General features: G+C 68.6%; 20 protein-coding genes and 1 pseudogene. 15 read left to right on the top strand and 6 right to left on the bottom strand.

Annotation, left to right across the window (positions count from 1 at the left end; genetic code table 11):
* Nucleotides 1-41: 41 nt before the first annotated feature.
* The 9 genes from A6A27_RS26465 (at nt 42) to A6A27_RS26425 (ending at nt 8,993) form a co-directional block, all read left to right on the top strand.
* Nucleotides 42-1,013 (top strand): acetylxylan esterase, encoded by a 972-nt coding sequence (locus A6A27_RS26465; RefSeq protein WP_073837365.1) that lies wholly within the window; start codon nt 42-44, stop codon nt 1,011-1,013.
* Between the two features lie 194 nt (nt 1,014-1,207).
* A complete protein-coding gene (locus A6A27_RS26460; protein ID WP_073837364.1) occupies nt 1,208-2,686 on the top strand; it encodes an ABC transporter substrate-binding protein in 1,479 nt (492 codons plus the stop codon).
* The gene (locus A6A27_RS26455; RefSeq protein WP_198940457.1) at nt 2,683-3,669 is read left to right on the top strand and encodes a carbohydrate ABC transporter permease; all 987 of its coding nucleotides are present in this window, start codon (nt 2,683-2,685) and stop codon (nt 3,667-3,669) included. The genes A6A27_RS26460 and A6A27_RS26455 overlap by 4 nt, the downstream gene beginning before the upstream one ends.
* Nucleotides 3,669-4,487, top strand: a complete 819-nt coding sequence (locus tag A6A27_RS26450; protein WP_073837363.1) for a carbohydrate ABC transporter permease — start codon at nt 3,669-3,671, stop codon at nt 4,485-4,487. The genes A6A27_RS26455 and A6A27_RS26450 overlap by 1 nt, the downstream gene beginning before the upstream one ends.
* Nucleotides 4,471-5,373, top strand: coding sequence for an SMP-30/gluconolactonase/LRE family protein (locus A6A27_RS26445; protein ID WP_073837362.1), 903 nt, complete (start codon nt 4,471-4,473; stop codon nt 5,371-5,373). The genes A6A27_RS26450 and A6A27_RS26445 overlap by 17 nt, the downstream gene beginning before the upstream one ends.
* The gene (locus A6A27_RS26440) at nt 5,360-6,496 is read left to right on the top strand and encodes a mandelate racemase/muconate lactonizing enzyme family protein (RefSeq protein WP_073837361.1); all 1,137 of its coding nucleotides are present in this window, start codon (nt 5,360-5,362) and stop codon (nt 6,494-6,496) included. Before A6A27_RS26445 ends, A6A27_RS26440 begins: the two co-directional genes overlap by 14 nt.
* A gap of 5 nt (nt 6,497-6,501) precedes the next feature.
* On the top strand, nt 6,502-7,287 hold the full coding sequence (locus A6A27_RS26435) for an NAD-dependent epimerase/dehydratase family protein (protein ID WP_143194163.1): 786 nt from the start codon (nt 6,502-6,504) through the stop codon (nt 7,285-7,287).
* The gene (locus A6A27_RS26430) at nt 7,284-8,258 is read left to right on the top strand and encodes a sugar kinase (RefSeq protein WP_073837359.1); all 975 of its coding nucleotides are present in this window, start codon (nt 7,284-7,286) and stop codon (nt 8,256-8,258) included. The genes A6A27_RS26435 and A6A27_RS26430 overlap by 4 nt, the downstream gene beginning before the upstream one ends.
* 36 nt (nt 8,259-8,294) lie before the next feature.
* Entirely contained in the window at nt 8,295-8,993 is a 699-nt protein-coding gene (locus A6A27_RS26425) for a hypothetical protein (protein ID WP_241825481.1), read from the top strand.
* Here the strand turns inward: A6A27_RS26425 and A6A27_RS26420 are convergent.
* Nucleotides 8,932-9,303: an ArsR/SmtB family transcription factor gene (locus tag A6A27_RS26420; RefSeq protein ID WP_073837358.1), complete on the bottom strand. Its 372-nt coding sequence runs from the start codon at nt 9,301-9,303 to the stop codon at nt 8,932-8,934. The two genes, A6A27_RS26425 and A6A27_RS26420, sit on opposite strands and share 62 nt — an antisense overlap.
* A gap of 628 nt (nt 9,304-9,931) precedes the next feature.
* On the opposite strand from A6A27_RS26420, the gene A6A27_RS26415 reads away from it, so the two are divergent.
* Complete coding sequence (locus A6A27_RS26415; protein ID WP_073837357.1) at nt 9,932-10,537, top strand: hypothetical protein; 606 nt, start codon at nt 9,932-9,934, stop codon at nt 10,535-10,537.
* A 181-nt stretch (nt 10,538-10,718) separates the two neighbouring features.
* Here A6A27_RS26415 and A6A27_RS26410 read toward each other — a convergent pair whose 3' ends face one another.
* A complete protein-coding gene (locus A6A27_RS26410) occupies nt 10,719-13,976 on the bottom strand; it encodes a ThuA domain-containing protein (protein WP_073837356.1) in 3,258 nt (1,085 codons plus the stop codon).
* 300 nt (nt 13,977-14,276) lie between these two features.
* On the opposite strand from A6A27_RS26410, the gene A6A27_RS26405 reads away from it, so the two are divergent.
* The 4 genes from A6A27_RS26405 to A6A27_RS42345 all read left to right on the top strand — a co-directional run bounded on the left by A6A27_RS26405 (nt 14,277) and on the right by A6A27_RS42345 (nt 18,667).
* Nucleotides 14,277-14,681, top strand: coding sequence for a hypothetical protein (locus A6A27_RS26405; protein ID WP_073837355.1), 405 nt, complete (start codon nt 14,277-14,279; stop codon nt 14,679-14,681).
* A gap of 78 nt (nt 14,682-14,759) precedes the next feature.
* Nucleotides 14,760-16,892, top strand: coding sequence for an MMPL family transporter (locus tag A6A27_RS26400; protein ID WP_073837354.1), 2,133 nt, complete (start codon nt 14,760-14,762; stop codon nt 16,890-16,892).
* A gap of 381 nt (nt 16,893-17,273) precedes the next feature.
* On the top strand, nt 17,274-18,368 hold the full coding sequence (locus A6A27_RS26395; RefSeq protein ID WP_143194161.1) for a hypothetical protein: 1,095 nt from the start codon (nt 17,274-17,276) through the stop codon (nt 18,366-18,368).
* Complete coding sequence (locus A6A27_RS42345; RefSeq protein ID WP_083672875.1) at nt 18,347-18,667, top strand: hypothetical protein; 321 nt, start codon at nt 18,347-18,349, stop codon at nt 18,665-18,667. Before A6A27_RS26395 ends, A6A27_RS42345 begins: the two co-directional genes overlap by 22 nt.
* A 26-nt stretch (nt 18,668-18,693) precedes the next feature.
* Here A6A27_RS42345 and A6A27_RS26390 read toward each other — a convergent pair whose 3' ends face one another.
* From A6A27_RS26390 to A6A27_RS26375, 4 genes and pseudogenes are all read right to left on the bottom strand, one after another.
* Entirely contained in the window at nt 18,694-19,308 is a 615-nt protein-coding gene (locus A6A27_RS26390; RefSeq protein WP_158074050.1) for a DUF4839 domain-containing protein, read from the bottom strand.
* Nucleotides 19,309-19,496: 188 nt separating this feature from the next.
* Nucleotides 19,497-19,712 carry a helix-turn-helix domain-containing protein gene (locus tag A6A27_RS47605; RefSeq protein ID WP_073837352.1) on the bottom strand — a complete coding sequence of 72 codons (216 nt, stop codon included), beginning with the start codon at nt 19,710-19,712 and terminating at the stop codon, nt 19,497-19,499.
* A gap of 253 nt (nt 19,713-19,965) precedes the next feature.
* Nucleotides 19,966-21,090 carry a ScyD/ScyE family protein gene (locus A6A27_RS26380; protein WP_158074048.1) on the bottom strand — a complete coding sequence of 375 codons (1,125 nt, stop codon included), beginning with the start codon at nt 21,088-21,090 and terminating at the stop codon, nt 19,966-19,968.
* 468 nt (nt 21,091-21,558) lie between these two features.
* Nucleotides 21,559-21,840 (bottom strand): annotated as a pseudogene (locus A6A27_RS26375) (transposase); the annotation flags it as partial.
* A gap of 239 nt (nt 21,841-22,079) precedes the next feature.
* Between A6A27_RS26375 and A6A27_RS26370 the strand changes: the two are divergent.
* A complete protein-coding gene (locus tag A6A27_RS26370) occupies nt 22,080-22,577 on the top strand; it encodes a hypothetical protein (protein ID WP_143194159.1) in 498 nt (165 codons plus the stop codon).
* The last annotated feature ends 247 nt before the right edge of the window (nt 22,578-22,824 follow it).

The following is a 22,824-nucleotide window of genomic DNA, read 5'->3' as shown; positions in this document are numbered from 1 at the left end:
GAAGTCGGACGATGTCAAGAGAATCTATGGGAGGCATACGCATGCTCGTCGATTGGCCGCTCGATCGGCTGCGGACTTATCGGCCCGACCGGGATGAACCGGCCGACTTCCGTGAGTTCTGGCGCCGAACGGTCGCGGAGGCCCGGGCTCAGGCGTTCCCGGCGCGGTTCGAGCCGTACGACAGCGGATTGGTCACGGTGGACGTGTCCGACGTGACGTTCGCCGGCTTCGGGGGCCATCCCGTCCGCGGCTGGTTTCTGACTCCGCGCGGCATCGGGGACGCGCTGCCCTGCGTCGTCGAGTTCATCGGGTACGGCGGCGGCCGCAGCCTCCCGCACCACTGGCTGTCCTGGAGCGCGGCCGGCTATGCCCACCTGGTCATGGACACGCGGGGTCAGGGCAGCAACGGGTCGTTGGCGGGCGACACGCCGGATCCCGCGCCGGCCGGGGGACCGGCCACCGCCGGGTTCTTGACCCGCGGCATCACCGACCGGGACACGTACTTCTACCGGCGCGTCTTCACCGACGCGGTTCGGGCCGTCGAGACGGTCCGCGCGCATCCCCGTGTCGACCCGAATCGGGTGGTGGTGTGCGGCGGCAGCCAGGGTGGCGGTATCGCCCTGGCGGCGGCGGGTCTGGTCGACGGGTTGGCGGCCGTCGTCGCCGACGTGCCCTTCCTTTGCCACTACCGCCGGGCCACCGAGATCACCGGCGCGGCGCCGTACGCGGAACTGACCACCTACTGCGCCACCCATCGCAGCGAGGTGGAGGACGTCTTCGCGACGTTGCGCTACTTCGACGGGATCAACTTCGCCGCCCATGCCACGGCGCCGGCCCTGTTCTCCGTGGGGCTCATGGACGCGACCTGCCCGCCCTCGACGGTGTTCGCGGCATACAACCACTACGCCGGGTCCAAGGACATCCGGGTATGGCCGTACAACGGGCACGAGGGCGGCGGGGACGTCCAGAAGGCCGACCAGATCCGGTACGTGGCCAAGGCGCTCACCGGCTGACGAGGGGGTCCGGGCCCCGCGCAGAGGCCCGTGCGGCGTCCCGCCGTGCGTACGCTACCCACATTGCGGATGGCCATTGCACAAGATGGTCGCCGGAGCTACAGTCCTCGACAACTCATTGACATTCCCGAAACCTGACCTTCTTCTTCGTCGGCCGACCGGTTGCCGGCCGCAGACCGAACTAGGAGCAGAGCATGAACAACGTGGACTTGTCCCGTCGGTCGCTACTGCGATTGGTGGGTGCGGGAGCGGCGGCGACCGCGGTGGGCGGCCTGACCTCCGCCTGCAACCTCATCGGCGGCAGCGAGAAGTCCAGCGGCGACAAGGCGACGATCAAGGTCGCCCTCACCCCGGACCCCTCCGGCGCCTCGCAGTTCTACCGGCAACAGTTCGACCTGTTCGAGCAGAAGAACTCGGGCATCAAGATCGAGATCATCGAAAACCCGTCCTTGCAGCAGCTCAACGCCGTCGAGCTGATGTTCCAGCAGGGCAACCCGCCGGACGTGTTCCGCGCACAGGACAACGGCTTCGACCGGATGTTCGAGCGCGGGTGGACGGCGTCGCTGGACCAGTACGTCACCGACGAGTTCACCTCCCGCTTCCCGGCCGGCTCGCTCGACCCGGCCACCTCCGGCCTGCACCGCGACGGCAAGCTCTACACCCTGCCCCTGGTGTGGGGGAAATGGTCGTCGGTCCGGATGCTGCTGGTCAACAACGCGATCCTGAAGCAGCACGGAATAGCCGCCGTGCCGAAGACCTGGGAGGAGCTGGAGCAGTCCGCCACAAAGATCACGCAGGCCGGCGGCGGCAAGGTGTTCGGGTTCGCCGCTATGTGGAACCAGGGCGACGTGATCAAGATGTTCCAGCCCACCGCTGGGGCGTGGTCGATCGCCGAGTTGGGGGTGGACCTGCGCACCGGCAAGGCGGCCGTGACCGATCCATCGCTCGGCCGGGCAGTTGAACTGCTGCGACGGCTGCACGCGGGCAAGGTGATGATGCCCGGCTGGGAGACCTGGACGGACACCGCCCGCATCTACACGGCGTTCGCCAAGGAACAACTCGCCATGTACCCGGCGTCTCCATTCCAGGTCAACGAGGTCCGCAAGCTGAACGCGAAGATCGACATGTCGATCGTGCCGATCCCGGTGCCGGCCAGTGGCCGGACCGGATACTCCGGTCAGCGGAGCAACTTCAGCCCACTGTGGTCCATGTCCGCCCAGTCGAAACACCCCGACCAGGCGTGGAAGGTGATGGACTTCCTAGCGTCGAAGGAGTTCCACCTCGCCTACTACGAGAAGTTCGGCACGCTCACCGCCCTGGAGAGCGCCTGGCAGGACAAGGCCGCCGCCAACCCGGACCAGAAGGCGATCATCGACGTGGCCGCCGAGGCCCTCCGCCGCGGGCCCAACCCGATCCTGGCCAGCGCCGGCGGCAAGGAGCTGTGGAACGCCATCACCGGCAAGCAGGACCTCAAGTGGGCAGACACCGCCCAGCAATCGATCCTGCGCAACCAGCCCTTCACCGGGCCGGCCACGCAGCTCAACACCAAGCTCGACGCGTTCATCGACGAGCAGATCAAGGCGCTGTCCGGGAAGGGGATCACGGCCTCCCGCGTCGATCTCACCTTCCCGACCTGGAACCCACTCGAGCCGTACACCCCGGGCCAGAAGTGACCAGCACGCCTACCCTCGTCCCGGGTGGCGCGGCCGAGCCGGCCGCGCCACCCCGGCGCGTCGCGACCGCTCGGCGGCGACGGCCCGGCCGGCTGCGCCGATACGCCTGGCACTACGTATTCCTCGCCCCGATGCTGCTGCTGTTCGTGGCGTTCACGCTGTGGCCGATGGTCGCCAGCTGGTGGTACTCGTTCTTCGACTGGGACGGCGTGGGACCGGCGACAGACTGGGTCGGCTTCAGCAACTTCGCCGAGGTGCTGCAGAGCCGGCCGTTCTGGCACGCGTTCGGCAACTCGTTCCTGTTCTCCCTCGTCGCGATCTGCGTCGAGATGCCGCTGGCCCTGCTCGCCGCGATCCTGCTCAACAGCAGGCGGCTGCGCGGGCGCAACCTCTACCGGCTCCTGCTCTTCCTGCCCGTGGTCACCACCACCGCCGTGATCGGCATTGTCTTCGCGATCATGCTCGACCCCGCCGGCGGTTTCGTCAACGACCTGCTGACCTCCGTCGGGCTCGTCGACTCGCCGATCACCTTCCTCTCCGAGTCGTACGCCCTGCCCACGGTGATGGCCGTCGACGTGTGGAAGGGTTTCGGAATCACGCTGGTCTACTGGCTGGCCGCGCTGCAGACGGTTCCCGATGACCTGTACGAGGCGGCGAAGATCGACGGGGCGAACGGGCGGCAGACGCTGCGGCATGTCACGCTGCCGGTCATCGCCCCGATCGGCGTGGTGATCCTGCTGCTCACCTTCCAGAAGAGCATGAACCCCTTCGACCTGGTGCAGGCGATGACCGAGGGCGGACCCAACCACGCCACCGACGTGGTCGCCACCTACATCTACCGGTACGCCTTCGATCCCTACCTCAATGCGCCACGGTACGGCTTCGCCTGCGCGGCCGGGGTGGTCTTCGGGGTCATCACCCTGGTGATGACGGCGCTGCAGGGGCCGCTGCTGCGCCGGCAATACCTGAAGGGGAGCCGCTGATGCGCCGCCTGAACCCATGGCACCTGCTGCTGGTCCCGCTCTGTCTGGTGTGGATCTACCCGTTCGTCTGGATGGTCTCCACGGCGTTCAAGTCCGAGCGGGAGGTCTTCCTCGGCGGGCTGTCCGTGCTGCCCGACGAGTGGACGTTCGACAACTTCGTCCGGGCCTGGGACACCGCGCACTTCGGGGCGTACCTGTCCAACACCGTGGTCTTCTCGGTCACCACGGTGATCATCGTCCTACTGGTCTCCGCGACGGCCGGGTACGCGCTCGGCCGGGGCAGCCTGCCCGGCAAGAAGGTCATCGTCGGGCTGCTCATCACCACGATGTTCATCCCGCACGGCTACACGATCATTCCGATCTTCAAGCTGGTCGACGGCCTGGGGCTCAACACCGGTCTGCTCGGTGCGGTGCTGGCCACCGCGGGTCCGGCGCACGTCGTGCCGATCCTGCTGTTCATGGGATACTTCGCCGGCATGCCGCAAGAGTTGGAGGACGCGGCCCGCATCGACGGCGCGAGCTACCCTCGCATCTTCTTCCGGATCATGCTGCCCCTGGCCAAGCCGGTCGTCGGCACCGTCGCGCTGTTCAACTTCATGGCCGCGTGGAACGCATTCTTCATCCCCCTGGTGTTCACCCTCGGCCGCCCGGAACTGCGCACGCTCGGCGTGGGCATGTACAGCTTCTTCGGCCAGGAGGCCACCGACTGGGGTGGGCTGGCGGCGGCCGCGACGATCAGCCTGCTGCCGATCATCGCCATCTTCCTGTTCCTGCAGCGCACCTTCGTCGAGGGAATCGCCGGTGCGGTCAAGTCCTGAAACGTTCGCCGCCCGACCGGTCTCCACCGGGCGCTACGAACTCGGCGAGGGGCCCCGGCTGGACCCACGTACCGGCGAACTGCTGTGGGTGGACATCCGGGCCGGCCAGCTGCTGCGCGGGCGGCTCGCCGGCCACCGGATCGAGGTGTTGGCCACGTACAGCATCGGGGCGACGGCCGGGTCTGTGGCACCGGTCGCGGCGTCCGGCGGCGGCTGGGTGGTGGCAGCCGGGCGGGGCTTCCGGCACGTCTCGGCCGCCGGCGCGGTGCGGCCCCTGGCCGACGGGGTCGCGGCGCCCGGCACAGTGATGAACGACGGCGTCGCCGACCCGTACGGCAGGTTCCTGGCCGGCAGCCAGGTCACCGGCGACGCCCCGCCGTGGACCGGGGGACTCTACCGACTGGAGCCGGACGGCTCCGTGGCGACCGTGCTCACCGGAATTGGCTGCGCCAACGGGCTCGGGTTCGACCCGACGGGCGAGACCATGTACCACGTCGACAGCCGCCGCCAGCGGCTTACCGCCTACCGGTACGACCCCGCAGCCGGCACGGCCACCGAGGAGCGCGTCCTCGCCGAGTTCACCGACGCCACGCCCGACGGGTTGTGCGTCGACGCCGAGGGCTGTCTGTGGGTCGCAATGTGGGACGGCTGGAGCGTGCACCGCATCGCCCCGGACGGCACGCCGCTCGCCCGGGTGGACCTGCCGGTGCCGCGGCCCACCGCCACCTGCCTGATCGAGGGCGTTCTCGTCATCACCTCAGCCTGGATCGGGCTGGACGATGCGGCCCGGCGGGCGGCGCCGGACAGCGGCCGGATCTTCGCCGCCGAGGTCGGCGTCAGCGCGGCCCCGGCGCACACCTGGGACGGAGACCATGAAGATCACTAACGTGGAACCGCTGTTCGTGCCCGACGGCGCCAACGTCATGCTCCTCGTGCTGGTCAGCACCGACTCCGGCGAGTACGGCGTCGGCGAGGTCGGCATGCGGGCTCGCTGGCGCACCGTACGCGGCGCGGTCGACGACCTCGCCGAACTGCTCGTCGGCGCGGACCCGAGCCGGATCGAGCACCTGTGGCAGGTGCTGTTCCGCTCGGGATTCTTCCCCGCGACCGGCGTCCTGTGTTCCGTGCTGGCCGCCATCGACGTGGCGCTCTGGGACCTCCGCGGCAAGACCCTCGGCGTCCCGCTGTACCAGCTGCTCGGTGGCGCCTCCCGCGACCACGTCGAGTGCTACGTGCACGTGACGAGCCGCGATCCCGAGGCGATGGTGGCGGAGTGCGAGCGGCACGTCGAGGCCGGGTGGCGATACCTGCGCGTCCCGGCGAACAGCCCGGGAGCCGACGGCGAGTACGACCAGCGAGCCGCGCTGCGCCACACCGTCGCGGTAATGCAGCGGCTGCGGTCCGCGCTCGGTCACGACGTGGAGTTGCTGCTCGACGTGCACACCCGCTTCGACCCCGCCGAGGCAGTGACCCTGTGCCGGGAGCTGGAGCCGCTGCGCCCGTACTTCGTCGAGGACCCGCTGCGCAGCGAGAACCTCGACGGCTACCGGATGCTGCGCCAGCGGACGACGGTCCCGCTGGCGGCGGGGGAGCAACTGGGCACGAAGTGGGAGTTCCGGCCGCTGATCGAGGGCGAACTCATCGACCACGCCCGGGTGGACGTGGCCAACACCGGCTTGACCGAGGCCCGCAAGATCGCGGCCATGGCCGAGGTCCACCACATCAACCTGGCCACCCACAGCCCGCTCGGCCCGGTCACCGCCGCGGCATCGGCGCACCTGAACCTCGCCCTGCCCAACGTCTCCGTACAAGAGCAGCCCCGGCCGGCGTTCCCACCGTCGGAGGTGTTCACCGCCCTACCTCGACTGGCGGCCGGGCGGATCACCCCGGCCGAGCGACCCGGACTCGGCGTCGAGCTCGACCTCGCCGCCGCACGGCGGGCGCTGCCACGCGGCCCGGCGCCGTTGCCGCAACTGCAACGGCCCGACGGCTCCTTCACGAATTGGTGACCCGGATGCGCGTCCTGATCACCGGGGCATCCGGCCGGGTAAGCCGGCTGCTGGTGCCACAACTCGCCGAGCACCACCGGCTCCGACTGACCGATGTCCGTCCGCCCCCTTATCCCATCGATGGCGCCGAGAACGCGGGCGCGGAGGTGCTGCTCGGTGACCTCGCCGATCCCGCAGTGGCGGCGCGGCTGTGCGACAACGTCGACGCGATCGTGCACCTGGCCGGCAACCCCCGACCAGGCGACGGCTGGGATCTGCTGCGCGGACCCAACGTCGATGCCGTGACGACGATATTCGATGCCGCCAGCCAGGCGGGGGTGGCCCGGATCGTGCTCGCCAGCTCCATACACGCGATGGGCGGCCACTACTGGCGCGCCGACGAACCTGGTGGCCCTCCGGTACAAGACGACCGGGCGCCGCACCCGTGCTGCCGCTACGGCGCGACGAAGGTGTTCGCCGAGGCCGCCGCACGGGTCTACGCCGACGCGTACCCGCTGTCCGTGGTCTGCCTGCGGCTGGGGGGCTGCCTGCCGGCACCCCCGCACCGCGGGTGGCTGGACACCTGGCTCGGCGTGACCGACCTCGGCCAGGCGGTGCGACGCGCGCTGCAGGCCGACATCCGTTTCGGGACGTACACCATCACGTCGGCGAACCCGCGCCAGGTGTTCGACCTCAGCGCGGCTCGGAACGACCTGGGCTATGCGCCCACGCAGACTTCGATCGCCTGCGCCGACGGCTTGCCGGACGGCCCGTCGACGATGTGTCGGCCCCAGATGCGAGATCGCCGATGACGGGCACAGCCGGCGCGGTGCGGCCGGTGGGGTACGACGTGGTCTGTGTCGGCGAGTCGATGGCCCTGCTGACCCCCGATCCACCCCGCCCGCTACGCGCGGGCGGCGCCATGCGGCTGGACGTGGCCGGAGCGGAGTCGAACGTCGCGATGAATCTGGCCAGATTGGGACTGCGGGTGGCCTGGTGCAGCCGGGTCGGCGCGGATCCGCTGGGAGAACTGGTCACCACACGGATCGGTGCCGCCGGCGTGGACGTGAGCCTGGTCGAGGTGGACCCGACGGCCTCGACCGGTGTCTTCTTCAAGGACCCCGGCCCGCACGGCACGAACGTGCACTACTACCGACGCGGCTCGGCTGCCGCGGCGATGGACCGTGGTGTGTGGGGGGCACGCAGTCTGCTGGGCAGCCGGCTGGTCCACCTGACCGGCATCACCGCCGCACTGTCCGAACCCTGCGCGGACCTGGTCATGCACACGCTCACCGAACGCCCGATCAGCGGGGCGTTGTGCAGCTTCGACGTCAACTACCGCCCGGCGCTGTGGCCGGTGCGCACGGCCGGCCCGAGGCTGGCCCGGCTGGCCGGACACGCGGACATCGTGCTGGTCGGCCTGGACGAGGCGGCGATCCTCTGGGGCGCCAGGAACGCCGACGAGGTGCGTGAGCTGCTGCCCGGGCCACGGACCCTGGTCGTCAAGGACGGCGGGGTCGGCGTGACGTCGTACAGTCCGGCGGGCACCGTCGTCGAGCCGGCGCCCGCAGTCGAGGTGGTCGAGCCGGTCGGCGCGGGCGACGCCTTCGCCGCCGGCTATCTGTTCGGGGTCGTGCGCGGCCTGCCCGAGGAGGTCCGACTGCGGCTGGGGCATCTGGTCGCCGGATCCGCGCTTCGGGTGGTCGGGGACATCGGTGACCTGCCGCCCGCAGCCGAGCTGGTACGCGCTGCCCAGCGGGTGCGCTCCGACACGGAGGTATAGGTGACTTTCGACGAGCTGTTCGGCGACCAACGACTGATGGTGATCCTGCGTGGGCGACCGCCGACCGAGACGGTGGCGCTGGCCAACCGGGCCTGGGACGTGGGCATTCATCACGTCGAGGTGCCGATCGGTCAGCCGGAGCAGGTGGCGGCGCTGGCCGCCACGGTTGAAGCCGCGGCTGATCGAGGCAGAGTGGTCGGCGCCGGGACGGTCGTGACCGTGGAGCAGGTCCGCGCCGCCGCCCGTGCCGGCGCCCGCTACACCATCGCGCCGGGATTCGACCCGTCGATTTACGCCGTCAGCGTGTCCGCTGGCCTGCCGCACCTGCCCAGCGTGGGGACGGCGACAGAAGTGCAACGAGTGCGCGGCGCCGGTTGCGGCTGGGTCAAGGCTTTTCCAGCCGAGTCGCTTGGCGTGGGCTGGTTCTCCGCTCTGCACGGGCCATTTCGCGATGTCCTATGTGGCCACAGGTGGGATCACGGTGGCCACCGCACGGCGATTCCTCGCCGCCGGCGCTCGGATGGTGGCCCTGGGCTCGGCACTGTCCGATTCCGGCCAGTTGGCGCAGTTGCCGGTGCTAGTCGAAGCGGCGCGGATCAGGGTGCCCGAACCCTGACCGCTGCCCGCAGCGCTGGTGGGCCACACGGGGCGGCGCGGTCCTCGACCGTGCCGCTCAGCGGGCCCTCTTCGTCGCCCGCTTGCGGGGTGGCGTCAACAAGTCGGCGATCGTCGTGATCGCGGACGGCACGAGGCGGTAGTACGCCCAGACGCCGCGTTTCTCGCGCTTGAGCAGGCCGGCCTCGGTGAGGATCCGAAGGTGATGACTCACGGTCGGCTGGGAGAGCTTCAGCGGCGCCGTGAGGTCACTCACGGACGCCTCGCCCTCCGGAGCGGACTGGATCAGGCTGAGCAGCCGCAGTCGGGCAGGATCGGCGAATGCCTTCAACACGCCCGCGAGGCGTTCCGCATCGGCGCGCTTGATCGGCTTGCCAGCAAGTGGCGAGATAGCAGGCATAGCGGTTTTTGTGGTTCCCACGCCTTCCATTGTTCCAGCAACGCCATCGATAAACCGGTCGAACGGGCCCAGTACTCCGATGGCGGTCGCGAGGCCGGCTGCGAGGGAAGCAGGGGCTGGGTCGGTTCACGCTGCCATGCTGGCCTGCGGTACCGATAGCCCGTCGCCGTCAAGCACTGGCTCGTTGCGGGGATGTGACTGGCGCGATCATGAACCGTGAAGGCGACGGCCCACCAAGGCGAGGGCGCGGCGGCAACGGTCTCGCAAGGGTCACATCGAGCCGCGACCACGGGGCTGCACCTGCCGGTGGGCGATCTGCTTTCGGCCCTGCTGACCGAGGCGATCGGCGCCAGACACGGGCAGCGGGACTGGGCCCCGCCCGCCGAGCGCATCCTCCGAGAGGCAATCGTGCAGAGGAGCCGGTTGGCGTCAGGCGGGCCGTGCCGGTGCCTCGTGTCCACGGTGGTTCGGCCTCGTCCGCCGTGCGTGTGGTCCAGGTCGATCTTCCCTCGCGCGAGTGATCCGGTCCCCTCTCGAGGGGATGCGTGGGGCTCGGCGTGGCTGCGATCTTGAAACAGCAACGCTAGGCATTGCCCACCGGTTCGCGGGATGCACATGGCCATCCGCAACGATCAGCGTTTGGACAAGGAGATTTCCTATGACCGCTCGCACCGTCCTGAGGAAGCTGCACGGCCGGACGGCGGTGGGCGTGCCCCGCTGGGCCATGCTGGCCGCATACGCCGCCGCCCTGACCACGCTGCCCTCCACCATCTGGCGGGTCACGGCCTTCGTCTTCGAGGCTCCGCTGGTGAAGCCCATGGACGCCCCGCCGCCCGGCCATGGTTTGATCCTGTTCGAAGGGGTCTGGTACATCATCACGCTCAGTCTGATCAGCGAGGTGTTGGCATTCCTCGCCCTCGGGTTGGTGTGCGAGTGGGGCGAGGTGTGGCCGAGGTGGATCCCGGGCCTGCGCGGCCGCCGGGTACCGACCCTTGCCGCCGTCATCCCCGCCAGCCTCGGTGCGACCGCCCTGCTGATCTTCCCGTACGCGCTGGCCATGATGGCCTCTGGCCGGATGCTCAACGGCAGCCCGGACACGCCGATCACAGAGGGCTGGCAGAGCGTCGCGTTCTGGATCGCCTACCTGCCGCTGGCCGCCTGGGGACCGCTGCTCGGTATCTTGACCGTTCACTACTACCGGCGCCGCCGAGCTGCCCAGTCCGCCGCTGGGTCCCGAGAGGCCCAGGTCGCCCTGGCCGGATGACAGGCCCATCCGAAGAAGGCTCGCAGCTTGCTCGATTATCTATCCGAATCACAATGCCCATGATTCGTGGCAGCGGGCTGACGTCGTCCGTACATCGGCGGGTGCTGCTGGCCGCCTGGGCCTGGTGGTCGGGCCTGGACGGCGTGTCCGGGCCCGATCCACCAGGCCATCAGGCCTTAACTCATCCTCCTCCGACCGTGACTGTCGCGATCATGCCGAACCACTGCCCGCTGCTGTAGCCGGCGTGGAGCCTGCAGATGACCGTCCAGGTCCCTGGCCGATCGAAGGTGTACGAGACCGGCGGACCTCCCGGCGGAACGGGCCCGTTGGTGACCTGGAAGATGTCGCCGCCGTTCGGGTCGGGATTGCCGCCGGGCGGCACGAGCCAGACGTCGTGCGGGAACCGCGCATCCGGCTCGTTGAAGTGCCAGGTGATGGTGCCGCCGCGGGCAATCTTGCAGTTGTCGGGATTCCACTGCGTGCCCGTGGCGTTGATGTCGCACGTCGTGGGGAGCGTTCCGCCGCTGTCACGCACCGTGAAGATGGCGCTCTGCGGGTTGGAGGCGTTCCCGAGGCGATCGGTGGCTCGGTAGTCGACTGTGTACTTCCCCGTGTCCTTGAACGGTACCGGCCCGTTGTAGGCAGTCCACGCGCCGCCGTTGACGCGGTACTCGACCTTGTCCACGCCGGCACAGCCGACATCGTTGGCGGTGAGGCTCAGCGTGGCCGAGTCTATGTAGGTGTTCTGCTGGTCGGGATCGGCCTGGCCCTGAATCTGGTGTGAGACCGTCGGTGCATCAGTGTCCTTGCACTGGTCGGCCTCGGGCGTGAACTCGATCTTGATCAGCTGCATCTTCATTTCGGGGTTGATCTGGTTGCGGCAACAGCCGAAGGTCCAGCGCCCCATGTAGAGTGCGCCGTCGGGCCCGAACCTGGTCGGGATCACGAAGCTGTTGTTCGGCGTGCCGAAGTGGTTGACAGGCAGCCAGTCGTTGACCCGGAGCATCTGGTTGTTGTCCTGCCGCAGGCGGACCTCCTTCCAGAACCCGTTGTCGGTGCCACGGTTAGTGATCAGCCAGGAGCCGTCGTAGTAGGCCGGGAAGGCGCCGGGACCGCGGCTGTCCTTGTATCGGTAGACCGGGCCCGTGACCGGCTGCATCCCCCCTGCGCCCAGGTCGCCGAAGTCCTTCGGATCCTGACTTCCGGGGTTGCCAGGGTACTTGCGCCAGACCGTCGCTGGTTTCGCGGGACCTGGGATCGCATCGAGGCCTTGGAATGTGGGTTGGGAATTAGTACCGCCCGGCGGCGCCCAGTTCAGGTCGGACGGGAGCTTGTCGAGCGAGCAGTCGTACTGCTGACCGGTCGAGGAGTTGGCCTCGTAGTTCCAGCGCCAGGTGGTGTTGATCTTCGAGTTGTCACCGACGCAGAACGGCCAGCCGTAGAAACCGGGCCCGTCGACCTTGTTCCACTCGCAGACGCCGGCCGGGGCGCGGTCGGGCTGGTCCACCGAGTTGTCGTGGCAGAACTCGCCGACGACCACCGAACCCGGGTTGGCGGGGTCGGTGTGCACCGTGAACGGCTGCCGGAAGCCCATGCCGTAGATCTCCGGTCGGGTGTTCGGGGTTCCCGGCGCGAACATATTGCCCTTCGGGACCGTATAGGTCTTGCCCAGGCCGGGATCGGGTGCGCGCCCTGGGGTCTGCGGCGGGCCCTCGCGCGGTTTGATGCGCAGGATCTTGCCGCGCAGGTCGGCGGTGTTGGCCGCCGTCTTGCGCGCGTCCCAGCGCTCCGAGGCGCGATGGTCCATCGGCGTGTAGCGGTTGTGGCCGGGCGCGTTCGGAGAAACGTCGTCGCCGACGCCGACGTAGAGGTTGCCTTCGGAATCGAACACCAGGCTCGCGCCGCCGACATGGCCGGGGCCGTTGTCGGTGGGGCCACCCGGGAAGCCCGAGGGTTTGCCGGAGATCTTCGCCTTGGGCACGCGCAAGATCTGCCGCTCCATGTATGGATGTGCCGGGTCCAGGTGCTTCGGCCCACCTGGTGCCGGCTCGAAGGCGGTGCCGGTCTTGTTCAGCGTGAAGCGGCTGACCAGGTTGTAGCCGACCGTCTGCTGGTTGCCCGTGGTCGGCCAGTCGCCGGGGTTGCGCGGGGAATAGTAGACGTAGATGTCGTTCTTGTCCGGCTCCGACAGGTCGAAGCCCGGCTGCAGGCTCATTCCCAGCACGCCGTCCTCGGAGTTGCCGTGGTCGGCGCGGGTCGGGATCGTCGCGACCGTGGTCGAGTTGTTCGGTGGGCCCTTCGGGTCGTGCATCTTCACGTAGCCCTCGGACTCGTACCCCTGCTTGGGGCCGATCTCGGTCCAGTAGACCTTGCCGTCCGGCGCCACGTCGAGAGCCATCGGGCCGTTCACATTGTCGACCAGGGTCGTGCGGGTGAAGTTCGACCAGACGGTGCCTGAGCAGTCGGTCTTCTTCCCCCCGCCGGCGACCCAGCGCACCCCTCCGACGATCTGCTTGATCAGCGGGTTGTCGCCGCCGTTCTCGGTGTAACGCACGCCGAAGTGGCCCTGCGAGGTCAGCCAGGTCCGCCCATCGTTGTAGGGCCGCGGGGTGCCGGTGCCGTCCTTGACGCTGCCGCCGTCATAGAGCTTGCACCACGTCGTGGGGTGGTCCTGGCCCATTGAGTAGGTGCCGGTGTTGTAGGTGCGCTCGTCGAAGGTAGCGAGCACGTGGTGGTCGCCCCGGACGTTGCGGGCGAAGTTGTAATGCTCGTCGGCGATCTTGTAGGTGTCGGGCAGGTCTTTGGTAGAGAGGTGGTTGTGGTCGGCAACCTGGACGGTTGCGGCGTTGCCGGTCGCCGACCCGCTCGAGTGGCCGCGCATCGTCGTGCCGACGACGCTGTCCGGCCCGCCGTCCCACCAGTCCCACGCCGATACGCCGGCGCCGGCGTCAGTCATGTTGTGCACGGCCGCGATCCCGCCGCTGTGCTGGGTGAAGCGGATCAACGCGTCGCGCTGGGCATGGTCGAGGAGCGGTCCGGGCCGCCCGCCGCCGGCCCACGACCACGACGCGTTCAGGAACAGGATCGCGTCGTATCGGGCCAGGTTCCCGTCCGTGAAGATCCGTGGGTTCTTGTCCGGGTTGTCGCAGTTGTTCGGGCCGCCACCGTTGTTGTCGCAGTTCTCCCAGTCGACGTCGTAGCCTGCGGCCGTGAGAGCGGCCTGCACCACTGGGCGCCCGTTGTTGATTCCATCGGTGTGCCGGTACCCGGTCGTGCCGGTGTAGATGAGGATCCTCTTGCCCTCCTCCTGGGCAGGAGCCGCAGGGAGGGCGCTGCTAGCTTGCGTGGTGCTTGTCGATGGGCCAGCAGCCGTCGGGTGGATGCTACTCGGAGCCTGTCGGGTGCTCTTCGCTTGGACAGCGGTCGCCGGGGCGAGCATCTGAGCCCCAAGGGCGACCGCGATCAGGGCGATTCCAGGACGCTTCAGACTCCGCGCAGACGGCGCGGCGTTCCACATGCCACTCACTTCCTCTCCCAATGCGGCGGCTACCAGCCCCGCGGTCGGAGCGACGTGGTGCGACCGCCTGAAGGTTAAGACGTAGCATGTGCCCCTTTTGGCGGATCGTCAAGAACTTCCGCTTGAGGGCGGCAAAAGCTCGCTCGCTAAAAACGTAGCTTTTGTTGACCGGAGACGTTAGTTGTCTTGAACGAGACGGTTCGCTCCGCTAGCGTCCCTGCTATGGGTGGGCAGAGGGTTAACAGGCGGCTGCTCAGCGTCGCTGCGGCCACCGTTGCGATCGCCGTCGGGGCACTGGCTCTGGCGGGATGTAGCGACGATTCCGAGGGGGCGACGGGGCCGGAGCGCGACCTGACAGCGCTTCAATGCCCGATGGTGGAGACGGGACAGAACAGGGGCGTCAGCCAGTACCGGCCCGCGAAGAATGCCTTCGATACGGCAGAGCTGCTCGGGATGCAGCTCGCTGAGGCCCGTGAGAAGGCGGCCCGTCACGACTGCGAGATCGTCGTCGCGCGCGAGGACGACAAGAGCCAGCCCGTGCCGATAGAGGTCGACCCGACGAGGATCTATGTCTACATCGCGCATGGCACCGTCAGCCAGATAGAGGGGGTCGGTGGCGGACTCTAGGGCGGCGACCCGATGCGCACTCTCACCAGGGCTTCCGTAGTCGCCACCGGTCGGCGGTCACGGTGGGTCGTAATCGCGGTGTGGCTTGCGCTCGCGATGCTCGCGGTGCCGCTACAAGCCAAGCTCAGCGAACGCGCCGCCGACGAGAGCGAGACCTTCCTCGTCCGAGGGTCCGAGTCGGCGGAGGCCAAGCGGATCATCAACGAGCAGTTCCGGCGCGGCAGCGAGACAGCGGCGGTAATCGCCTACTTCCGCGAGGGTGGGATCACAGCGGACGACGGGCAGCGCGCCGACGCCGATGCCCGCGCCCTGTGCCGGTCCGGCGCGATCCCGAAGTTGACGATGGTCGCCACCCCGTACCAGCGCGCATGCGGCAAGACCGATCCGCTCGACATGAGCCCGGGCGGCTCGCTGCTCACCTCACCCGACAACAGCGTCATCTTGAGCACAGTCCTGATGACCGACGGCTCGACGCCCGCCAGCGAGCAGGCCGTCGCGGCAATCCGCGAGGTCGTCCCGCCGGCCACCGGCGACGAGAGCGGATTGCGGGCCTTCGTCACCGGCCGAGCCGGCTTCGAGGCCGACCGAAGTGCTGCGCTCAAAGGAATCAACGGGACCCTCTTGGCGGTCACCGTCGTCATGCTGCTGCTCCTGCTGCTCGCGACCTACCGCTCGCCGCTGATTGCTCTGGTACCGCTGGCCGTCGTCGCCGTCGCCTATCTCGTCGCCGCCGGCCTTGCCTACGGTCTCGTCGCCGCCGGCCTCACCGAGGTCAGCGGCCAGACGACCGCGATCCTGATCGTGCTGATGTTCGGTGCCGGCACCGACTACTGTCTGCTGATCGTGGCGCGGTTTCGCGACGAACTGCGGCGGGCGCGGGACGTTGAGGAGGCGATGGTCGCCGCCGCCCAGCGCACCGGCCCGGCTATTCTCTCCGCCGGAGCGATCGTCGTCGGCGCGATGCTGGTCCTCGCCCTTGCCGACTTCAACGCCACGCGCGAGATGGGCCCGATCCTCGCCCTCGGCGTCGCGATCATGGTCTGTGCCGGTCTGACGCTCCTGCCCGCGATGCTCACCGCCCTCGGACGACGGGCGTTCTGGCCCGCGATTCCCCGCCGCGAGCCCGAGGCCGCACCCGCAGTCACGTTATGGGGGCGCATCGCGAGCCTTGTTCACGCACGCCCCGCAGTGATCGCCGCGGCGGTCACCGCTCTCCTCGCCGCAGGCGCGCTGGCCACCATCGGCGGGCGTCCGGCGCTCGACTCCGCCGCGTCCTTCCGCGAGGCGCCGGACTCGGTCCGCGGTCAACAGGTGATCCGCAACCACTTCACACCCGGCCGGGCAGCGCCGCTTCGCATCGTCGTAGCCGACGAGGCAAGCGGGAAGGTCCAGAGCGCTCTCACCGAAGGCACACACTCACCCATCGCCGACATGCACGCGGTAGCCAGGTCGGTCGAGGCGGACAGCGGCTTCCTGGGTGCGGCGGCGCAAGGCCAGCGAAGGCCCGCGACAAACTTGGTCATCTTCGACGCAGACCTGCGGATGGATCCGTTCTCAGAGCGGGCCACCGACGCCGTCCCACTGCTGCGCGAGATCGCTCACCGCGCGGCCGACGGCCGGACCGTCCTGATCGGCGGGACCGTGGCCGAGAACTACGATGCCCGCCAGGCACTCAGGCGTGACACCAGGCTGATCGTCCCGGTCGGCCTTGCCCTGATCCTCCTCGTCCTCACTCTGCTCCTGCGCGCGGTGGTGATGCCGCTCTACGTGATCGCGACCGTGATCCTCTCCTTCGGCTTCGCCCTCGGCGTCAGTTCCCTTATCTTCACCCACATCCTCGGCCAGCCGGCCTCAGACCCAAACCTGCCGTTGTACACGTTCATCTTCATCATCGCCCTGGGCGTCGACTACAACGTGTTTCTCCTCAGCCGGATCAGTGAACAGCGCCGGCAGCACGAGACCCGCCGCGCGGTGACGGAGGCCCTTGAGCGAACCGGCGGCGTGATCACCTCCGCTGGCCTCGTGCTGGCCGCCACCTTCGCGACCTTGATGGCGGTTCCGATGGAGGCGCTGTTTCAGATCGGCTTCGTGATCACCCTGGGCCTGCTCGCCGACACGTTCCTCGTCCGGGCCCTGCTCGTCCCCGCTCTCGCGGTGCTGCTCGGCGAGCGAAACTGGTGGCCATCCAGGCAGACCGCTACCCCGGGCTGACGTCGCCGGCCGCTGCTTCCCGGTCTTCATCTCGCTCCACGGCGTTCCCCAAGGCGGTCATGGCGCACACACCCGTGCACGTCGACCCGCAAGCTGGCCAAGGAGTTGACCCGCTCGAGCACGAACGCGGCCCGGATCGCGGGAGCGAAGCTCCAGGGCTCGAACCCGTCGCGGACTGACGGCTTCGTCGACCTTGTCACGATCACCGAGACCTTCGGGGTTCTGTTCGATGATCCACAGATGGCATGACCGCGCTCATCGCGGATCCATGACAGTGTGTCGCGTCGGGCTCGGCCGGCCGATCTGGCCATACCGGTTTGTTGGCCTGTGCTCGACAATCCCTTGATGCGGATAGCGGATGTCAGCGACACGGAGCGGGCGGTGGTCGACGCGTTCGGCACAGGGACCCCGGTGGACGTACGGGGTCGGCGGGACCGGGTGGTCCGCAGCGAGGTGATTCGGTTCCTGCTGTTGGGCGGCGCTGCGGTTGAGGCCGGTGATCTGCCGGCATTGCAGCTGACCGGCGCGCATATCACTGGTGCGCTGGAGCTGGAGCATGCCGACATCATGGTGCCAGTCAGTCTGCATGAGTGCCGGTTTGACGAGCGGATGAATGTCTTCGGCTCTCACCTGCGGCGGTTGAGCCTCCACAGGTCTGCCATGCCTGGCCTGATGGCCTCCATGGTGATCTTGGATGCGAGCCTCGGATTGACCGGCTGCCAGAGCACCGGCGAGATCAGTCTGGTGGGCGCGCAGATCGGCGGTGCTCTGATCCTTGACGGGGCGGAGTTGACCGGTCCGGTGACGGCGCTCGATGGTACTTGGCTCCGTGTTGGCACCGACGTGCTCGCTCAGCACGGCTTCACCTGCCGGGGGGCGTTGCGGCTCGACAACGCCGAGATTGGTGGTTCTCTGCGCTGGGAAGGCGCCGTCCTCGAGAATCCCGATGGCGTCGCACTCTCCGGTGAGGACCTGCGGGTCGGCGCGAACGCCGACCTGTGTGACGGGTTCACCGCCAACGGGACGGTCCGTTTGCGCTATGCCGAGATCAACAGCTGGGTGTGCTTCGAGCGGGCCACCTTGACCGTCCCTGTCGGGAGGACCGCGTTGGACTGCCGCCACGTCGTCGCCCGGGAGCTGGTGTTGCTGCCCGCTGAGCCACCCGCTGGCGTCGTGGATCTGAGCCATGGGCGGATCGGGCTGCTGCGTGACGAGCCGGCGACCTGGCCCTCGGCGTTGCACCTGGACGGGCTGACGTACGAAACGTTAGCCGAGCTCGACAACGGGGCTGACCGGCTGCGGTGGCTGCGGCTGGACCCACACGGATTCCGGCCTCAGGCCTACACGCAGTTGGCGCAGGTGTATCGCAGCGCGGGCCGCGACGACGTTGCGCGTACTGTGCTGCTCGCCGGTGAGCGCCACCGGCGCGACATCCTTGCCCTGCCAGGACGGTTGTGGGGCGTCTGCAGGACCTGACCGTTGGATACGGCTACCGACCGGTCCGGGCCGCCGGATGGCTTGCGGCCCTGCTCGTCGTTGGCGCCATGATGTTCGGGCTGTATCCACCCCGGGCCGTCGAGCCCGGCAAGGCGCCCGACTTCGTCGCGTCCATTTACACGCTGGACCTGATCCTGCCGGTCATCGATCTCGGGCAGCAGTCAGCGTTCCAACCACGTGGGGCGTCGGTCTGGTTCGCCTACGCCCTGATCGCCGCCGGGCTGCTGTTGGTGACCACCATCGCCGCCGCCGGTGCCCGCCAGTTGCGGCGCGACTGACCGCCGCGTCGGTCACAGCGATGGTCTTATCTCACCTCAGTAGAAACCGGATCGAGCAGGAAGAGGTCTTGGTACTCGGGCCCGGCATAGCCCTCTACCTCAGCAGTGATGCGAAGCTTCTGCCCCACGCCGATGGTGTCGGGGATGTTCGAGCCCGTTAGGCGCAGATCGCTGGTGATGTTGACGTCCTTGAACTGGAAGTTGGGCCCGGTCACTCCCGACCCGGTGCTATCTCCGGCGAAGACCAAGATGCCGTACCGCGTCTTGTAATCGCCGTGATGGTTCATTGCAGCGATGGTGCCATCGAACTTGATGGTTCGGCCCTGGTACTTGGCCGCGAACTCCTTGAACAGGTCGTAGTCATCCACCGCGGCCAAGAGCGCTGCCAAGTCCTTGTTGTTCTCTACGGTCAAGACCGTGTCGGCCTCGGGCTCGGCAGGCGCAGGGTTCGACTCAGGCGCGGCCCCTACCGGCTCTTGCCCTGCCGAGGCCTCCGTCGTGGCGGCAGCCGGAGGCGTCGGCGCGTTCTTCTCGTTGATCGCTCCGATAGTGATGACGATGGCGAGAATGGAGAGCAGACCAGCCGCAACCCCAACCCCGACCTTCTGCTGCTTCGCCAGCGGCGGCCCTTGCTTGCTCACGTTTTGGATCATAGCCGCGCTCTCTGCGGCCCATCTGCGGCCCATCTGCGGCCCTCCCGGGCCCGTCGGGGATCGATCCTCCTAGGACGGTCTAGGAGGTGTTGCATGGGGCAGGGGTGCCCATATTGCCGACATCGGGCCTGCGTCAGCGATGAGTGCGCAGGGCGTCTGTCCTGGACGCCCCCATGTCAGCGGCGCCCGGCGAGGGCGGGACACGCCTGGTAGGCGGCTTCCAGGTCCTCGTCTGTGAAGCGGACCTTGCGGCCGAGGCGGTGGCAGGGGACGCGGCCCTTGGACACCCAGCGCCGGAGGGTGGTCTCCGCGATGTACGGGACCGACAGGTGGGGGCCTGGACCGCCTCCACGACAACCCTCATGAGCAACTGCAGACGCTGCCCAGGCCATGCTGTCGCTGTCGACGCTGACGAGGCGTAGGTCGCGGGAGACGAGGATGCGGTGGATGAGTTCGCCTTGTCCTTGTTGGATGCGTGAGTACGCCCGCCCGAGGGATAGGAGTGGGGCGAGGTTGTACAGTACGCCCGCTGGCGGGAGCCGCTCGGCCGCTGCTCACCTCGCTGCCCACCGCCCGGCCGACGCCTGGAGGCCGGGCGGTGGGACACATTGACGGAGCGGGGCCTACCGGCGATTGCTCAGTGGGTCATTGGCGCACGAGCAGCCGCAGCACCTCGCCCTGCCCGACCATGGTGCCCTTGTTGGAGATGTAGATGGTGCCGTCCCGGGCGACCGCCAGACCGGTGGGCGTGACGAGGCCGGCCCGGGCGAGTTCGGTGCGCGATCCGTCGCGCTCCACCCGGATCAGCGCGCCGGTCGGGTCGCCGCTGAGCAGGCCGTTGGCGGTGATCTCGAGGACGAGCAGCCTGCCCTTGTGGTCGAAGGCGATGTCGGCGATGTTGGTGAAGCCTTCGGCGTAGACGGTGGGGGCCTGGCCGGGCGTGACGCGCCATACCTTCGCCCCGCCGACGGGGAACGGGAATCCGGTCAGCTGGCCGACGTAGAGCGCGCCGCCCGGACCTGTCGTCACCGTGGTCGGCACGAACTGCATCGGGATGTCCGGTCCGCCGAACGGGCTCGGCGTCGGGGTGGTCGGGAACACGGCGAGCGGGGAGATGCGGCCCCTGCGGTCGAGGCGCAGCAGGGTGTTGCCGCCCGCGTCGGTCGCCACGGCTCCATCCCGGTACGACACGAGGCCGTACGGGTTGCTGTCGGGCCCGGTGCCGGGCTGGTCACTGTCTGGGTTGTTCGCCGCCTCCCAGCCGGCCAGGTCGGCGAAGGAGTTTGCCCCCGACGGCCCGAGCCGCACGGTCTGGCCGACGAGCGCCCCGGCGGTACCCAGCTGGGCCCGACGCTGCGGGTCCGTGCCGAGGCCGATGGTGACCAGCGGCCCGGCTGCGGTCAGCGCGATGTCGTGCGGTCCGAGGACCTCGGACTGGGTCGGCGTGCCCAGTGACGGAAGCCCGGTGGCCACCCGCTTCTGCTGGTGTCCCCGAACCGTGGTGATCGCCCCCGTGGCTCCCAGGCAGAACACCTGGTCCTGCCCGCCGACGAGGCATGGCCCCTGGCCACCCCTGCCGGCTTCGGCGACGAGCACGACTCCCTCGGGCGTCACGGCAAGGCCCCGCGGATTGTCGAGCCCGGTGGCGATCACAGTCATGCCCTCGGCGCGGGTCTTGCTTGTGGCCGCCGTCACCGCGTCGGGTGTCGACGCGACGACGAGGCCGGCGACTGCGACGGCAACGCCGGCAGACCGGAGCTTGAGCCTCACCATTGGGTCTCCTTCCTCGTGTTCCCGAATCATGCCGTGCACAACGGTCACAACTTCCGCGACGCTAACCGGGTTCCGGGCCCTGATCGGCGACGCTGTCGGGTGTACGACCGCCGAGGCTGCCCGGACAAGATGCCAAGCCGGATTTCCGCAGGGCGAGCGGGGTCGGGGCAGGCACACCGAGGTGGACAACTTGATCTCGTAACGCGCAGGTCACATCCATTCGTTGTGCCTGATCTGCGCCCGAGGCCCGGTCCCGCTGCCTGACGATGTCGGGGGAGGGACGGGACATGGGCGGCGCTCGCGGTCGGGGCGGATGGGGCCGGAGAGGGTGAGTCCGGCCTGGCGGTGGGAGACGTCGCCGGGTGGGCTGGTGCTGTGCCGGCCTGTCGCCCCGATGCTCGCCGCGCCCGTCGATTCCGTGCCCGAGGGTCCGAACCTAGCCTATGAACCGAAGTGGATGGCTGCCGACGCCGCCTTCAAGATCTCGTTCGCCCGGCGCAGCTCAGCGTTCTCCCGCCGCAGCCGCTTCAACTCCGCCGACTCATCCGTGCTCACCCCGGGCCGATCACCGGCGTCGACCTGGGCCTGGCGCACCCACTTCCGCAACGTCTCTGCCGTGCCGATGCCGAGCTTGTGGGCGACGGCGGTAATCGCCGCGTACTCGGACTCGTAGTTCGCCCGCACCTCGGCGACCATCCGCACCGCTCGCTCACACAACTCACGCGGATAAGGGGAAGGGCGTGACATGGCTCGATCCTCCACAAGAGGTCGGGCCGCTACCAAACCCGGGGCGGTTCAGTGAAAGCTGACTGGCACCCGTGGTGCCGCTGCTTTGCGTAGATCCCAGGGGCCAGTTCCCGAACTACGGACGACCGATCACAAGATCCCGGCCGGCCGCCGGTACCCGACTGTCTGCGATGGTGGCAGCATCACCGCACATGCGACGCTCCTCTTCGCGACTGCTGCTCGCTGCGCTCATGCCACCGATGTTTGCGCTGTTCGGGTTGAGTGCTTGCGGCGACCAGGCCGAGCACCGCTCCGGCTCGTCTTCTGGGCCCACGCCACCGACGGCTGAGGTGGTGAAGCCGCGCGTCAGCGTGCCGGCCACCCGGTCGGCTCCAGCCACAACTGCGCCGCCTGAGCTGCACTTCAACAGGTCGATGGTCCGCAGCAACGAGGTCAACAAGGAGAACAAGGGCGGGCAAGCGAACGTCGAGTTGGTCGCTGGTAGCAAGGACCTCAAGACGTTAGAGCGCGTCGCCCGCGAGTGTGTCGAGGTGTTTCTGAGGGAGCAGAAAGCGGCCTTCTGCAAGGTCTTCGGCAATGAGGCTGACTACAAGGCTCGTGATCTGCGTAAGGCGGGAGACTCCAACTGCTGGGCCTGGTATGTGGGGGTGCCCCTGGCAGGTGGCGAAGCGATGGCCACCGAGGGAGGCGAGGTCGGCTACGTCGCCGAGCGCTGCCCCGGAGAGCTGTATCGCTGATCCCTGGAGCACCGACTCTGGCGGAAGCGATTGCCAGGTAAAGGTACGACGAGAGCAGCCAAGAGGCCGCCGGCCGAAGGCGGCAGGTGACTGTTCTTACGGCCTCCCGATCCTGGCCCGCATCGATTCACACCTCCTGCTACGAGGGCAGGCGCTTCGGCTTCGGGGAGCGCAACGCCGCCGCCCTCGCCCAACGGTCGCCGCCCCGGCGGGCCGGAGTGGCGTCCCTGATAGTGGTGTAACGCGG

It is taken from the genome of Micromonospora sp. CB01531 (genome assembly GCF_001905095.1).
Classification (GTDB): domain Bacteria; phylum Actinomycetota; class Actinomycetes; order Mycobacteriales; family Micromonosporaceae; genus Micromonospora.
Note: the sequence above shows the minus strand (reverse complement) of the source record. Positions and strands in the feature narration are given on the sequence as shown.

Excerpts from the sequence above, each read along its gene's own strand:
- A6A27_RS26420 (WP_073837358.1), bottom strand. The coding sequence starts at position 9,303 with ATGGAAGGCGTGGGAACCACAAAAACCGCTATGCCTGCTATCTCGCCA.
- A6A27_RS26460 (WP_073837364.1), top strand. The coding sequence starts at position 1,208 with ATGAACAACGTGGACTTGTCCCGTCGGTCGCTACTGCGATTGGTGGGT.
- A6A27_RS26450 (WP_073837363.1), top strand. The coding sequence starts at position 3,669 with ATGCGCCGCCTGAACCCATGGCACCTGCTGCTGGTCCCGCTCTGTCTG.
- A6A27_RS26440 (WP_073837361.1), top strand. The coding sequence starts at position 5,360 with ATGAAGATCACTAACGTGGAACCGCTGTTCGTGCCCGACGGCGCCAAC.
- A6A27_RS26405 (WP_073837355.1), top strand. The coding sequence starts at position 14,277 with ATGGGTGGGCAGAGGGTTAACAGGCGGCTGCTCAGCGTCGCTGCGGCC.
- A6A27_RS26415 (WP_073837357.1), top strand. The coding sequence starts at position 9,932 with ATGACCGCTCGCACCGTCCTGAGGAAGCTGCACGGCCGGACGGCGGTG.
- A6A27_RS26465 (WP_073837365.1), top strand. The coding sequence starts at position 42 with ATGCTCGTCGATTGGCCGCTCGATCGGCTGCGGACTTATCGGCCCGAC.
- A6A27_RS26430 (WP_073837359.1), top strand. The coding sequence starts at position 7,284 with ATGACGGGCACAGCCGGCGCGGTGCGGCCGGTGGGGTACGACGTGGTC.
- A6A27_RS26435 (WP_143194163.1), top strand. The coding sequence starts at position 6,502 with ATGCGCGTCCTGATCACCGGGGCATCCGGCCGGGTAAGCCGGCTGCTG.
- A6A27_RS26425 (WP_241825481.1), top strand. The coding sequence starts at position 8,295 with ATGGTGATCCTGCGTGGGCGACCGCCGACCGAGACGGTGGCGCTGGCC.
- A6A27_RS26410 (WP_073837356.1), bottom strand. The coding sequence starts at position 13,976 with ATGCTCGCCCCGGCGACCGCTGTCCAAGCGAAGAGCACCCGACAGGCT.
- A6A27_RS47605 (WP_073837352.1), bottom strand. The coding sequence starts at position 19,712 with ATGGCCTGGGCAGCGTCTGCAGTTGCTCATGAGGGTTGTCGTGGAGGC.
- A6A27_RS26370 (WP_143194159.1), top strand. The coding sequence starts at position 22,080 with ATGTTTGCGCTGTTCGGGTTGAGTGCTTGCGGCGACCAGGCCGAGCAC.